Below are 12,268 nucleotides of genomic sequence, written 5' to 3' on the forward strand. Positions count from 1 at the left end.
ATCGACGCTGGCAATTTCGGTAATGCCGGGGCAGTCGCAGTCCGTGCGACCGCCGCCGCCTAACCTTTTCCTATCACCTGACGACACCAAGGAATCCCCGCGATGGACGAGAACAAGAAGCGCGCATTGGCCGCCGCCCTGGGCCAGATCGAGAAGCAGTTCGGCAAGGGCTCGGTCATGCGCATGGGCGACCGCGTGGTGGAGGCGGCCGAGGTCATCGGCACCGGCTCGCTCATGCTCGACATCGCGCTTGGCATCGGCGGCCTGCCGAAGGGCCGCGTGGTCGAGATCTACGGTCCGGAATCCTCCGGCAAGACCACCCTGACCCTGCAGGCCATCGCGCAATGCCAGAAGGCCGGCGGCACCGCGGCCTTCATCGACGCCGAGCACGCGCTCGACCCGGTCTACGCGGCCAAGCTGGGCGTCAATGTCGACGACCTGCTGCTGAGCCAGCCCGACACCGGCGAGCAGGCGCTGGAAATCGCCGACATGCTGGTGCGCTCGGCCGCGGTTGACATCGTGGTGGTCGACTCGGTTGCCGCGCTGACCCCGCGCGCCGAAATCGAGGGCGAGATGGGCGACCAGCTGCCGGGCCTGCAGGCGCGCCTGATGAGCCAGGCGCTGCGCAAGCTGACCGGCAACATCAAGCGCTCCAACACCCTGGTGATCTTCATCAACCAGCTGCGCCACAAGATCGGCCAGATGATGCCGGGCCAGAGCCCGGAAACCACCACCGGCGGCAACGCGCTCAAGTTCTACGCCTCGGTGCGCCTGGACATCCGCCGCATCGGCGCGATCAAGAAGGGCGACGAGATCATCGGCAACCAGACCAAGATCAAGGTCGTCAAGAACAAGATGGCGCCGCCGTTCAAGCAGGTCATCACCGAGATCCTGTACGGCCAGGGCATCTCCCGCGAGGGCGAATTGATCGACATGGGCGTGGACGCCAAGCTCGTGCAGAAAGCGGGTGCCTGGTACAGCATGGGCGAGGAGCGCATCGGCCAGGGCAAGGAGAATGCCCGCCAGTACCTCAAGGAGAACCCGGAGGTCGCCCAGCGGCTGGAGGTCGAGCTGCGCGAGAAGTTCGTGCCGGCCGAGGCCCGCCCGGGCGACGACGAAGGCGACGACGCGGACGCCTGAGCGCCACGCTGACGCCCGATGCAGGACGACCGCCCCGATGATGCAGGCCACGAGGGCGGCCTGCTCGGTCCCGACCCGGCCGCGCCGGGTCGGCGCCGCAAGCGGCAGCCGGCCAGTACCACCCAGCGGGCGCTGGGCCTGCTGGTCCGGCGCGAGCATTCGCGCAAGGAGTTGACCCGCAAGCTGGTCACCCGCGGCCTCGATGCGGAGGAGGTCGAGGCCGCCGTCGACAGGCTGGCCGAGGCCGGTTGGCAGGACGACACCCGGTTCGCCGAAGGGCTGGTCCGCAACCGCGCCAACGCCGGTTACGGCCCCATCCACATCCGCGCCGAACTGGGCACCCACGGCCTCGACAGCGACGCGGTCGCCGCGGCGATGGACAGCTTCGAGGGCGACTGGCTCGACAACGCCCGCGACCTGGTCCGTCGTCGCTACGGTGAGGGCGTACCCGAAGACCTGGCCCTGCGCCGCAAGGCCGCCGACCTGCTCATGCGCCGGGGCTTTCCCGGTGACATCGTCCGCGCCGCCACCCGGATCGATCCCGAGGATTGAGTCGGACGATCGCTTTTTTCCGTCGGAGCGGAGCCCGTGCCCTGGGACTTTGCCCGTCAGCGGCGCCGCCGTTCGCCCACCTGTTTTCGAGGCCAGCACCGCGGCCGCGCCCCTGATACGCTAACCGGCTCCCCCGGTTGCCTTCGCAGCCCGTCTGGCCCTCACAGGGCGAGGGCGCGGCGGCAACCTGCCCAGCTTCCGGACTTGCGTGCCAGGCATGAAAACCACCAACGACATCCGTCGCGACTTCCTCGATTTCTTCCGCGACCGCGGCCACACCATCGTGCCCTCGGCGCCGCTGGTGCCGGCCAACGACCCGACCCTGCTGTTCACCAACTCCGGCATGGTCCAGTTCAAGAACGTGTTCCTCGGCAGCGAGAAGCCCGGCTACGTGCGCGCGGCCGATGTCCAGCGCTGCCTGCGCGCGGGCGGCAAGCACAACGACCTCGACCAGGTCGGCTACACCGCGCGCCACCACACCTTCTTCGAGATGCTCGGCAACTGGTCGTTCGGCGACTACTTCAAGGAAGACGCGATCAGGTGGGCCTGGCAGCTGCTGACCGAGGTCTGGAAGCTCCCGGCCGAGCGCCTGACCGTCACCGTCTACCACACCGATGACGAGGCCTACGCGATCTGGCGCGACGTCATCGGCGTGCCCGAGGCGCGGATCATCCGCATCGGCGACAACAAGGGCGCGCCGTTCGCCTCCGACAACTTCTGGCAGATGGCCGACACCGGCCCGTGCGGCCCCTGCACCGAGATCTTCTACGACCACGGCGAGCACCACTTCGGTGGCCCGCCGGGTTCGCCGGACGAGGATGGCGACCGCTTCATCGAGATCTGGAACCTGGTCTTCATGCAGTTCGATCGCCAGCCCGACGGCACCCTCGCGCCGCTGCCGGCGCCGTGCGTCGACACCGGCATGGGGCTGGAGCGCCTCGCCGCGGTGCTGCAGGGCAAGCATGGCAACTACGAAATCGACATTTTCCAACGCCTGATCGCGGCCGCCGGCGAGCTCACCGGCACCGCGGACCTGGACAACAAGTCGCTGCGGGTGATCGCCGACCACATCCGCGCCTGTGCGTTCCTGGTCATCGACGGCGTGCTGCCCTCCAACGAGGGTCGCGGCTACGTGCTGCGCCGGATCATCCGGCGGGCGCTACGCCACGGCTGGATGCTCGGGCAGAAGCAGCCGTTCTTCCATCGCATGCTCGGCCCGCTGATCGAGGTGATGGGCGACGCCTATCCGGAGCTGGAGGCGAACCGCACGCTGATCGAACGCGCGCTGCTGGCCGAGGAGGAGCGCTTCGCCGAAACGCTCGATTCGGGCATGCGGATCTTCGACGAGGTGGCTGCGCGCTCGCAGGGCGTGGTTCCCGGCGTCGATGCGTTCCGCCTGTACGACACCTACGGCTTCCCGGTGGACCTGACCGCCGACATCGCGCGCGAGCGCGGGCTGTCGATCGACATGGACGGCTTCGAAGCGGCAATGGCGCAGCAGCGCGAGACCGCCCGTGCAGCCGGCAAGTTCGGCGGCGGCGCGACATTGCCGGCCGAGCTGGTCGCGCAACTGGAGCCGACCGCGTTCCTCGGTTATGAAACCCTCACCGCAGGCGGGCTGGAAGTGCTCGCGCTGCTCAAGGACGGTCGCCCCGTCGATGCGATCGGCGCCGGCGACGAGGCACTGGTGATCCTCGACCGCACGCCCTTCTACGCCGAAAGCGGCGGACAGGTCGGCGACGCCGGCGAGCTGGATGAGGAAGGCGTCCGTTTCGTGGTCGACGACACGCTGAAGCTGGCGGGGCAGTTCCACGGCCACGTCGGCCGGCTCGCAAAGGGCACTCTCCAGCGTGGCGATCGCCTGCTCGGTGCGGTCGATGGCGCGCGCCGCAACGCGGTCGTGCTCAACCACTCGGCCACCCATCTGCTGCATGCGGCGCTGCGCCGCGTACTCGGCGAGCATGTCGTACAGAAGGGCTCGCTGGTGGCACCGGAACGGCTGCGGTTCGACTTCGCCCATTTCCAGCCGGTCAGCGCGGAAGAACTGGCGCAGGTCGAGCGGCGGGTCAACGCCGAGATCCGCGCGAACCACGCGGCCGAGATCCACCACATGGGCATGCAGGACGCCCTCGACTTTGGCGCGATGGCGCTGTTCGGCGAGAAGTACGGCGACGAGGTCCGCGTGTTGCGCATGGGCGATGCGTCGACCGAGCTGTGCGGCGGCACCCACGTGTCGCGCACCGGCGACATCGGCCTGTTCAAGATCGTCGCCGAGGGCGGCGTATCGGCCGGCGTTCGCCGGATCGAAGCGGTGAGCGGGCAGGGCGCGCTCGACCACGTCGCGCTGGAGGAGCAACGCCTCGCCGAGGCGGCGCGCCTGCTGGGTGGCAACGCCGCCGACGTCACCGACAAGCTGCGTGGTTTGCTGGATCGGCAGAAAAAGCTGGAGCGCGAGCTGGACGCTGCCAAGGCCAAGGCGGCCTCGGGTGCGACCTCGGACCTGTCGGCCTCCGCGGTCGAGGTCGCCGGGGTCAAGGTCCTGGCGGCCCGGCTGGAAGGGCTCGACGCCAAGGCGCTGCGCGACGCGCTGGACCGGCTCAAGCAGCAGCTTGGGGACGCGGTGGTGGTGCTGGCCGGCGCCAACGACGGCAAGGCCGCCCTCGTGGCCGGCGTCAGCGGCTCGGCGCTCGGCAAGGTCAAGGCGGGTGAGCTCCTGGCCCATGTGGCCGGGCAGGTCAACGGCAAAGGCGGCGGCCGTCCCGACATGGCCCAAGGCGGTGGCGAGGACACGCCGGCGCTGCCCGCGGCACTGGCGGCTGTGCCGGATTGGGTGGCCGGCCGATTGGGCGAGGGACCATGACTTCCATCGCTTGTCGGCCAGACCGCGCCTGACCATAATCTTCGTTTATCCACCAGTTGGAACAGCCCTCATATCATTGAGGGCATCAGCCGCCGCACATTGCGTCGGCACAAGGAGAATTCCCAATGCTTATCTTGACGCGCCGCGTCGGTGAGACCCTGATGATCGGCGACTCGGTGACCGTGACCGTGCTCGGCGTCAAGGGCAACCAGGTACGTATCGGCATCACCGCCCCGAAAGACGTGGCAGTCCACCGCGAAGAGATCTACCAGCGCATCCAGCGCGGCGACGACGCGGGCGAAGGGGACGACAAGAGCGTGGCCGACTGAAAATGTTTGCCGCGAGTGGGGTGAGCCGTTATGCTCTCCGCCCGCACGCTTCATCGCGGAGAGTTGCCCGAGTGGCTGAAGGGGCTCCCCTGCTAAGGGAGTATAGGGTTTATAGCTCTATCGAGGGTTCGAATCCCTCACTCTCCGCCAGTTCCACCCGCCGCCGAGAGGCGGCTTCGTGTCTCCGCCGGCGTCTTCGCGAAGACGGAAGCAAGAACGGAAAATCGTTGACGGATCGGTGATCTCCCGTCATAATTTTTCGACTACGCGCCCGTAGCTCAGCTGGATAGAGCACCAGGCTACGAACTTGGGGGTCGGAGGTTCGAATCCTTCCGGGCGCGCCATATCAGACACGAAGGCCGGTGAGCATTGCTCGCCGGCCTTTTTGTTGTTGCCGTGTCGATGCGCATGGATCCATTGGCGGAGCCGTATCGTTGCGGCGCATCCACCTGGCGGATCGGTTCTGCAGCCGTCAGGCCGCTTCGCTGGCACGCTGCGCGAGCCGCAGGCCGAGGTGCTCGGCCAGCCGCTGGGTGAGGGCGACGATGGCGAACGTCGGGAAGGCCCATCCACCGGTCGGGAACACCGAGCTTCCGGCCACGTAGAGATTGTCGATGCCGTGTACGCGGCAGTCGCGATCGACCACGCCTCCGCCCGGGTCCTCGGACATGCGGGTTGTCCCGAGGTGGTGGGCAGTGCCCACCACATTCGGTGCGGCGCGTTCGTCCCCCGTCAGCCACGGATCGATCTGGAACTCGCCTTGGCACCGCCGCGCCAGTTCACTGCCGAACAGCCGGGCCGCGGTGCGGTAGGTATGCCGGTCGAGTTCCGTCAAGCGCCAGTCCACCCGCACCTGGCGCTGTCCGAGCGCGTCGAGCCGGTCTCCCAGGGTGACCCGGCTGTCGCGGTTGGGCGCCTGCTCGAAATAGCCGATCAGGTCGATGCGCTCGGTTTCCACCGTCGGCTGGGCCTTCAGCTTGCGGGTGAACGCACGGAAGATGTCCGGCCCACCCAGCGCGGCCTTCAACGCATGGACGGCGATGCTCCCCGTCGGCCCGTCGGCGACCCGGGTGAACATCGGCTCGCCGTTGTGGCGCAATGACAATCGCTGCTTCAGTACCGAGCTTTCGTCCGCCCCGCGTGCCTGCAGCGCTCCGCGCAATGCGCGCAGCGCCTGGATGCCACCGGGTACGGCGCTTTCCACCGGGAATGGGCGTACCCGCGCGCTCAGCACCCGGTGCCGACGTTGCGCTTCTTCGGTGAGGCTGATCTCCGGGTGCGAGTGCCAGCACGCGTGGGCGAGCCGGCGGTCATAAGGCCGCGCCAGCCGGTCGGCGCTGCCCGCGACCAGGGCGCCCAGCCGGCCGCTGGGGTGGTCCATGAAGTAGCGCCCGACCAGGTCGCGATCGTTGCCCAGCCCGGCCGGGGCGACCGAGTTCGACAGCAGCAGGAGGCGGGCGTTTTCGATCCCGCCGCAGGCGAGCACGTATTGCCGCGCGTGGACCATGCCGACGCGGCCGTCGAGCGAGGCGATGCGCGCGCGACGCACCACGTCGGCGCCGGGGCCCGTCTCCAGTTCCAGTAGGTTGGCGTGCAGCAGCACCTGCACGTTGGGGGCGCGCTCGAACTCGCGGCGGTATGCATCGCCAAGTACCACGGGGCTGCTGGCGTAGAGCTGGTTGCGCAGCGTTCGAGGGTCGAACGCAGGCGGCCGTTGCGACGGCGGGGTCAGGAACGTGTCCTCGGCGAATTCGTGCTCGTCGATGTGCAGGAACGAGCGGGCGCGGCGGTAGTGCGGCTCCAGGTCGCGGTAGTCGAGCGGCCAGCCGCTGTGCGGTACCCAGTCGCGCGCCTGCATCGCATCGAGGGGAATGCAGCCGCCTCCCCAGACGTTGCAGGTGCCGCCGAACGCCCGCATCCGGCCCGCCGCGGGGTCGAACTCCAGTTCGCCCACCGAGGTCCCCTGGTACAGGGTCTGTGCGGACTCGGTGCCAGCGAAGCCGCCGCTTTCCACCAGGCACACGCTGCGCTGGCTGCCGAGGAACGCCCACGCCAGCGACAGGCCGGCGGCCCCCGCACCGATGATGCACAGGTCCGCTTCGACGTGGTTCGAAGCCGCACCGTCCCTGAAGTCGATGATCAAGTCGAGTGTCCCGAAGCGTGGTGCCTGCACGGTTGCCGGCCCTGACAGTGAACAACGCGAACACGGGACGGCTTGGGACACGTCCCGGCCACGGTCTTCCAGGCCCGCCCCCCACTGCCGTGCCGCGTCCGCAGTCCTCCGGCTTCCGCGTTGGTCCGGCATACCCCACACGTGCCGGAGGATCACCATGTCCCATCGTCGCCCGCCGTTGCTCGCCATCGCCTCGGGAGTCGCCGTTTTCCTGGCACCCCTGCAACTGATGGCCACCACCTACACCGTCGGCCCCGCCGGCGCCGGCCGGCAGTACACCCAGCTGTCGCAGGTGTTCGAGCAGAACGACCTGAAGCCCGGGGACATCGTGGAAGTGGATGGCGGCGCGCGCTACGAGGGCGACATCGTGGTCGGCGACGACGACAGCGGCAGCGCCCGCGCGCCGGTGGTCATCCGCTGGCGTCGCGGCACCGGCAACAGCCGCCCCTTGCTGGAAGGCGGTGGCCACACGATCAAGTTCGAGCAGTCCAACCACGTGGTCCTGGACGGCTTCGAGGTGCGTGGCGGCAGTCGTTCCTGCGTCTTCAGCGAGGCCCACAACGTCACCGTCCGCAACAGCGTCATCCACCACTGTCCGTCGCACGGCATCCTCGGGGCGGACCAGAACTCGGGTTCGTTCACCCTGGAGTACAGCGAGGTGTCGCACTCGGGTGCGGGCACCACGCGCCACGCCATCTACATGCAGAGCGACGAGGTCACCTGGCCCGGGGCCGTGTTCCGCATGCGCCACAACTACATCCACAGCGGCACCGGTGGCCTGCTGGTACGTGTCCGTCACGAGCGCGCATTGATCTACTACAACTGGATCGAGGGATCGGTGTACGGGGAGCTGGAACTGATCGGCCCCGATTGCGAAACCCAGAAGCCCGGCTGGAGCGCGGACATGGCGCGCGAGGATGCCGACGTGGTCGGCAACGTCATCGTGCATAACGCGCCCTGGCGCAACGCGGTGCGCATCGGCGGCGACCTCAACGGCCGCAGCCAGGGCCGGGCGCGGCTGGTCAACAACACCATCGTGTTCCTGCGCGACGGCGCGGCGAACGCGGTGATGGTGCAGCTGGGTGCGGGCTCGCTGGAAATGCACAACAACGTCGTGTTCCAGGCGGCGTCCGGCGCCCGGCCGGCGATCGTCCGCGAGAACCCGCCGTCCGAAGTCGACACGCCCCTCTGCGGCCCACGGGGTCGCGAGCCGTGGGCCAACGGCCGCAAGGTCGCCGGCAGCAACAACTGGGTGCAGACCGGGGCGCAGCGGGTGCCGGCGGAATGGCAGCAGACGCGGACCGGTGCGGACCCGCGTATGGAAAACGTCTCCAACCGGCGCTTCCGGCCCGTGGCGGGCAGCCCGCTGATCGACGCTGGCACCGGCAGTCCGGCCGCGCCAAAGAACTTCCCGTTCCCCGATCCGCTCCTGTTGCCGGCGTACGAGCCGCTGCGCGGACTGGTGCCGGTGGACGGTGGGCAGCGCCGCGTGCGCACCGGCAGCCGCATCGACATCGGTGCGCTGGAAGCCACCGGCACGGCGGCTCCGGCCCCGCGCGGGGCCGAATCACGCAACCGCCGGCCACGCACCACGCGCGGCGACGCGGCGGCGGAGCCGTCGGAATCGCTGCTCGCGAGCGCGGTGGCCGAGGTCCAGTCGTGGTGGCAGTGGATCGCCCGCGCGGTCGGCGGTTCGGGCAGTACCACGACCACGACCACGGACTGACCGGATCGGGGCGGTGGCGGCGTTGGAGATGCTGATGCCGCGGTGCCACCGCCGGGGACGAGGCGCCGGCCGCGGCCGGCCGTAGGGAGTCAGGGGTAAATCGATGAAGAGCATGGCAAAGAGCCGGTCGCACCAGTTCATGCGGGGGCTGTGGTTGCTGGAATTCTCCGTCCTGGTGCTGGCGGTGGTCGTCGCGGCGTGGCTGCGCTTCCACGACGACCCCGAGAGCCGGCAACTGTTCGTCCAGACCGCGTCGATGCGCACGCTGCTGGTGGCGACCGTGCTGACCGGGGCGATGGCATCGTTCGGGCTCTACCAGCTGCACGGGCGGCTCAACCGCAACGAGTTCGGCCTGCGGCTTGTGCTGTCGTTCGCCCTGGGCGGCGTTGCGCTGCTGGTGCTGTACTACGTGCTGCCGCAGACCTACATCGGCCGCGGCGTGCTGTCGATGGCGATGGCGCTGTCGCTGGGTTCGATCATCGCGATCCGGCGCCTGTGGTCGCTGCTGTTCGGCGCCGATGCGTTCAAGCGCCGCGTGCTCGTGCTTGGCGCCGGCCGCAACGCCGAGCTGATCAACACCAGCATGCGGCGGCGCTCGGATCGGCAATCCTTCGTCGTGGTCGGGTTCCTGCCGATTGACGGCCAGTCGCCGGTCGTGGCGGAGCCGCTGCGGGTGGCCGGCAGCGGTGCGCTGCTGGAGACCGCACAGCGCCTGGGCATCGACGAGATCGTCACCGCACCCGACGAGCGTCGTGGCGGTCTGCCGATGGAGCAGATGCTCGCCTGCGCCCAGCGCGGCATCCGGGTCACCGACCTGCCGGATTTCTTCGAGCGCGAAGCCGGCGTGCTGAAGTGGAACGTGGTCGATCCGTCGTCGCTGATCTTCTCGGGCGGTTTCGACCATTCCCTGCCGCGGCGGCTGAGCAAGCGGTTCTTCGACCTGGTGGCGGCGGCGGCGCTGCTGCTGCTGGCCTGGCCGGTGATGGTGCTGGTGGCGGTCTGCGTGCGGCTGGAGGGCGCCGGCCCGGTGCTTTACCGGCAGACACGGGTCGGCGAAGACGGCCGCGTGTTCGAGCTGGCGAAGTTCCGCAGCATGCGTTGTGACGCCGAAGCCGACGGGATCGCGCGCTGGGCCAGCCGAGACGACGACCGCGTGACGCGGGTGGGCCGCTTCATCCGCGCCACCCGGCTGGACGAGCTGCCACAGCTGTTCAATGTGCTGCGCGGCGAGATGAGCTTCGTCGGCCCGCGTCCGGAACGCCCGCAGTTCGTCAGCGAACTCGACAGCCAGTTGCGCTACTACGGCATCCGCCACTCGGTGAAACCGGGCCTGACCGGCTGGGCGCAGTTGCGCTACCCGTATGGCGCGTCCGTCCACGATGCCGGCGAGAAGCTGACCTTCGACCTGTTCTACGTCAAGAACCACGGCCTGCTGCTGGACCTGATGATCCTGCTGCAGACGGTCGAGGTGGTGCTGTTCCGCCGCGGTGCCCGCTGAGACGCGCGCTCACACGATGGCTGCTTGGCTAGCGGCGTACCTGCGACGGCCACAGCTGGCGCGCGGCGCGGCGCCCGCCGAAGCCCGCCAGCGCCAGCACCTGCCGGCGGGCGGCGAGGTCCGGCGCCGTCCACCACGCCTTGCAGGCGAGCTTCCATCCAGCGCGCCAGCGGCCTTCCATGACCATCCCGCGCGCATTGACCACGTACGCGGCGGCCAGCGCCCGCAGGCGCTCCTGCTCGTCGACGGTGCCGCGGATGTCCTCGAGCACCCGTTCGATCACCTTGACGTGGTCGTCGTAGGTGCCCGGCAGCGAGGACAGCCCGTCATGGCCGCGCAGCGCGCGCACGAGCGGCTCCTCGACCAGGCCGATCTGCCAGCGCTGCGCCACCCGCAGGTGGAACTCGAGGTCCTCGGCGGTGGCGAGCGACTCGTCGAAGCCGCCGACGTCGTCGATGACCTCCCGCCGCAGCATCACCGAGGCGGGCACGAGGACGGGCTGGTGCATGATCCACGGCAGCACCCAGCCGTCGCGACGCATGATCGCGCGACGTTGGAGCACGTCGATTTCGCCCCCTTCGGAGTCGACCCGGAGCACGTCGCAGACGACCATGCCGGCCTCGGGATGCGCATGCAGCCACTCGAGCTGGCGACCGGTCTTGTCGGGAAGCCACTCGTCGTCGCTGTCCAGCAGCGCCAGGAAGCGTCCGCGCGCGGCCGCCATGCCGCGGTTGCGCGCCGCCGATACGCCGGCGTTCTCCTGCCACAGGCAGGTCACCCGGTCGCCGTACCGCTCGCGAAGCGCGCGCTGCGTACCGTCGCCGGAGCCGTCGTCGACCACGATGATCTCGTCGACCCGATGGTGCTGCGCCAGCACCGAATCGATCGCCCGGCAGACCAGTTCGCGCCGGTTGTAGGTGGGTATGATCGCTGAAACCTCTGGGCGGTCCGGCATGCTGCGCAGTCTCGTCAAGCGGCTCATGTACTTATCCGGCGTGCTGGGGCTGTGGCACCGCTGGCGCAACGCGCACACGCTCACGGTGGTGATGTTCCACCGTGTCCTGGAGCCGGACGACCCGCGCTGGGCGACCTGCGACCCGGACTACACGCTGCCGGTGCCTCTGCTGGACGCGTCGCTGCGGTTCTTCCGGCGTCACTACCGCGTGGTGTCGCTGGAGCAGGTGCTGCAGGCCCGTCGCTGCGGGGCCCGGCTGCCACGGCGCGCGCTGCTGATCAGCTTCGACGATGGCTGGGCCGACAACGTCGACCATGCACTGCCGGCGCTCGCGCGGGCCGGCTTGCCGGCGGTGATGTTCGTCGTGGCCGACGTGGTCGGCCGTTCGCAGCCGTTCTTCCAGGAGCGGCTGGTGTCGGCGTGGCGACGCGGGGTGCTGCCGGCGGCGGTCCTGGCTGCCGCGATCGACCCGGCCTCGCCCTCGCCGCCGGAGAACCTGACCGGGCTGCGTCGCCTGATCGCCACCCTCGAAGCGCTGGATCCGGAGCGGCGCGACGGAGTGCTGGCGCCGTTCGCCGCGGTGCTCGATGACGGCCTGCGCCACATGGTGGATGTGCACGAACTGCAGCGGCTGCGCCGTGCCGGGGTCGCCCTCGGCCTGCACGGCAGGACGCATTCGCCGATCACCCGCGTGGCCGACCCCGCGAGTGAACTGGAAGGCGCGCGGCAGGCCCTGCAGGCGACGCTGGAGGAAAGCGGCGGGGCGGGCGAGGGCACCGCCGCCATGTCGTTCCCGTACGGTGCCCACGATGCCGCCTTGGCCGAGCGTGCCCGGGCGGGCGGTTACGAACTGGTGTTCACCAGCGTGCCGGTGCTCAACCGCACCGACGGGGCCGGTGTCGGCTGGCTGCTGGGCCGCACTGGATACGAGGCCGGCACCATCACCGACGCCCGTGGGCGGTTCCGTCCGGAGTTGCTTGCACTGGACCTGTTCCGCCGCGGGCGGCGCCGGCTCGCGTGAGTACCCGCTGGCGG

General features: G+C 69.5%; 9 protein-coding genes and 2 tRNA genes. 9 read left to right on the forward strand and 2 right to left on the reverse strand.

The features are described 5' to 3' along the window. The first annotated feature begins 102 nt into the window (after positions 1-102). The 6 genes from recA (at position 103) to U8331_RS06340 (ending at position 5,225) form a co-directional block, all read left to right on the forward strand. A complete protein-coding gene (recA, locus tag U8331_RS06315; protein ID WP_481132745.1) occupies positions 103-1,140 on the forward strand; it encodes a recombinase RecA in 1,038 nt (345 codons plus the stop codon). 18 nt (positions 1,141-1,158) lie between these two features. Beyond that, positions 1,159-1,692 (forward strand): recombination regulator RecX, encoded by a 534-nt coding sequence (recX, locus tag U8331_RS06320; protein WP_481132746.1) that lies wholly within the window; start codon positions 1,159-1,161, stop codon positions 1,690-1,692. A 217-nt stretch (positions 1,693-1,909) separates the two neighbouring features. Further along, a complete protein-coding gene (gene alaS / locus U8331_RS06325; protein WP_481132747.1) occupies positions 1,910-4,552 on the forward strand; it encodes an alanine--tRNA ligase in 2,643 nt (880 codons plus the stop codon). Between the two features lie 125 nt (positions 4,553-4,677). Then, a complete protein-coding gene (gene csrA, locus U8331_RS06330) occupies positions 4,678-4,881 on the forward strand; it encodes a carbon storage regulator CsrA (protein WP_481132748.1) in 204 nt (67 codons plus the stop codon). A 57-nt stretch (positions 4,882-4,938) separates the two neighbouring features. Continuing rightward, positions 4,939-5,031 (forward strand) — tRNA-Ser (locus tag U8331_RS06335). Between the two features lie 117 nt (positions 5,032-5,148). Continuing rightward, positions 5,149-5,225 (forward strand) — tRNA-Arg (locus U8331_RS06340). A 128-nt stretch (positions 5,226-5,353) separates the two neighbouring features. Here U8331_RS06340 and U8331_RS06345 read toward each other — a convergent pair. Continuing rightward, positions 5,354-7,024, reverse strand: a complete 1,671-nt coding sequence (locus U8331_RS06345) for a GMC oxidoreductase (protein WP_481132749.1) — start codon at positions 7,022-7,024, stop codon at positions 5,354-5,356. Positions 7,025-7,211: 187 nt separating this feature from the next. Between U8331_RS06345 and U8331_RS06350 the strand changes: the two genes are divergently transcribed. Together U8331_RS06350 and U8331_RS06355 are read left to right on the forward strand one after the other, a co-directional pair. Then, the gene (locus U8331_RS06350) at positions 7,212-8,780 is read left to right on the forward strand and encodes a right-handed parallel beta-helix repeat-containing protein (protein WP_481132750.1); all 1,569 of its coding nucleotides are present in this window, start codon (positions 7,212-7,214) and stop codon (positions 8,778-8,780) included. Between the two features lie 103 nt (positions 8,781-8,883). Continuing rightward, positions 8,884-10,278 carry a TIGR03013 family XrtA/PEP-CTERM system glycosyltransferase gene (locus U8331_RS06355; protein WP_481132751.1) on the forward strand — a complete coding sequence of 465 codons (1,395 nt, stop codon included), beginning with the start codon at positions 8,884-8,886 and terminating at the stop codon, positions 10,276-10,278. 28 nt (positions 10,279-10,306) lie between these two features. Here the strand turns inward: U8331_RS06355 and U8331_RS06360 are convergent, their stop codons facing one another. Continuing rightward, the gene (locus tag U8331_RS06360; RefSeq protein ID WP_481132752.1) at positions 10,307-11,233 is read right to left on the reverse strand and encodes a glycosyltransferase; all 927 of its coding nucleotides are present in this window, start codon (positions 11,231-11,233) and stop codon (positions 10,307-10,309) included. On the opposite strand from U8331_RS06360, the gene U8331_RS06365 reads away from it, so the two are divergent. Beyond that, complete coding sequence (locus U8331_RS06365; RefSeq protein ID WP_481132753.1) at positions 11,232-12,254, forward strand: polysaccharide deacetylase family protein; 1,023 nt, start codon at positions 11,232-11,234, stop codon at positions 12,252-12,254. The genes U8331_RS06360 and U8331_RS06365 overlap by 2 nt on opposite strands. Positions 12,255-12,268: the final 14 nt, after the last annotated feature.

Source organism: Lysobacter sp. CC-YZS074 (genome assembly GCF_056739745.1).